The sequence below is a fragment of the Vibrio sp. 1249-1 genome, assembly GCF_033340495.1.
This window is the reverse complement of record NZ_JAWOWJ010000602.1, coordinates 1-674: the sequence shown is the minus strand read 5'-3', so window position 1 is coordinate 674 and position 674 is coordinate 1. Positions and strand designations below refer to the sequence as shown.

The following is a 674-nucleotide window of genomic DNA, read 5'->3' as shown; positions in this document are numbered from 1 at the left end:
CACAAATTGCTGAGATCATGGATGACCTAATTGAGCAGAATAAACTCTGCGCTCACGTCTATGAGGTGTTAGAGCAGAATATGACGGCTTGCTACAACATATCTATTTGCCACTAAAGCCGATTTCTGGACATTAAAAAGGGCGCATCACGCGCCCTTTTTAGTATTTAGTGCCTAGATGTTAACTCGCGATATCCAGAAGGTTATCTCTCACACCATTAATTCTGAACCAGCCTGCGATACTGAAACGTTCCGCGTTAGTTGGCAACACTTCATGAGGAAACTGTTCAGATAAGAACACCAGTAGACGCCCCCCACGAGGCGGTATTGTCGCAATTTCTTTGTCATTGAGGTCATAGACGACCAGTTCGCCCGCGTCCTCTTCACTCCAAGATTCATTCATGTAGAACACCGTGGTTAAGCGACGGTTTTCGTTCCCTTTAAAGCAATCAAGGTGTTTTTGGTAAAAATCGCCTTTTTCGTACTTAGCAAAGTGCGCTTCATACTCAAACAAACCCAAGAAGAAATGGCGGTTCCCCTCTTGTCGAATCTCTTCCATTTTGCTCAAATAATTCGCGATTGGCTGGCCCATAGCTGGTTTTAACCATTGAATTTTGTCACTGCGAATTGATTCAATTCGGGTCACATCATCATTTCGACCAATGCGTGCTTTCT

The 674-nt window shown here is 44.1% G+C and carries 1 protein-coding gene; it reads right to left on the bottom strand.

Annotated features, from left to right (window positions below; translation table 11 throughout):
• Positions 1-180 precede the first annotated feature (180 nt).
• Positions 181-674 (bottom strand): 2OG-Fe(II) oxygenase (locus R7Z50_RS27870; RefSeq protein ID WP_318149801.1); only part of this gene is annotated, 494 nt, incomplete at its 5' end.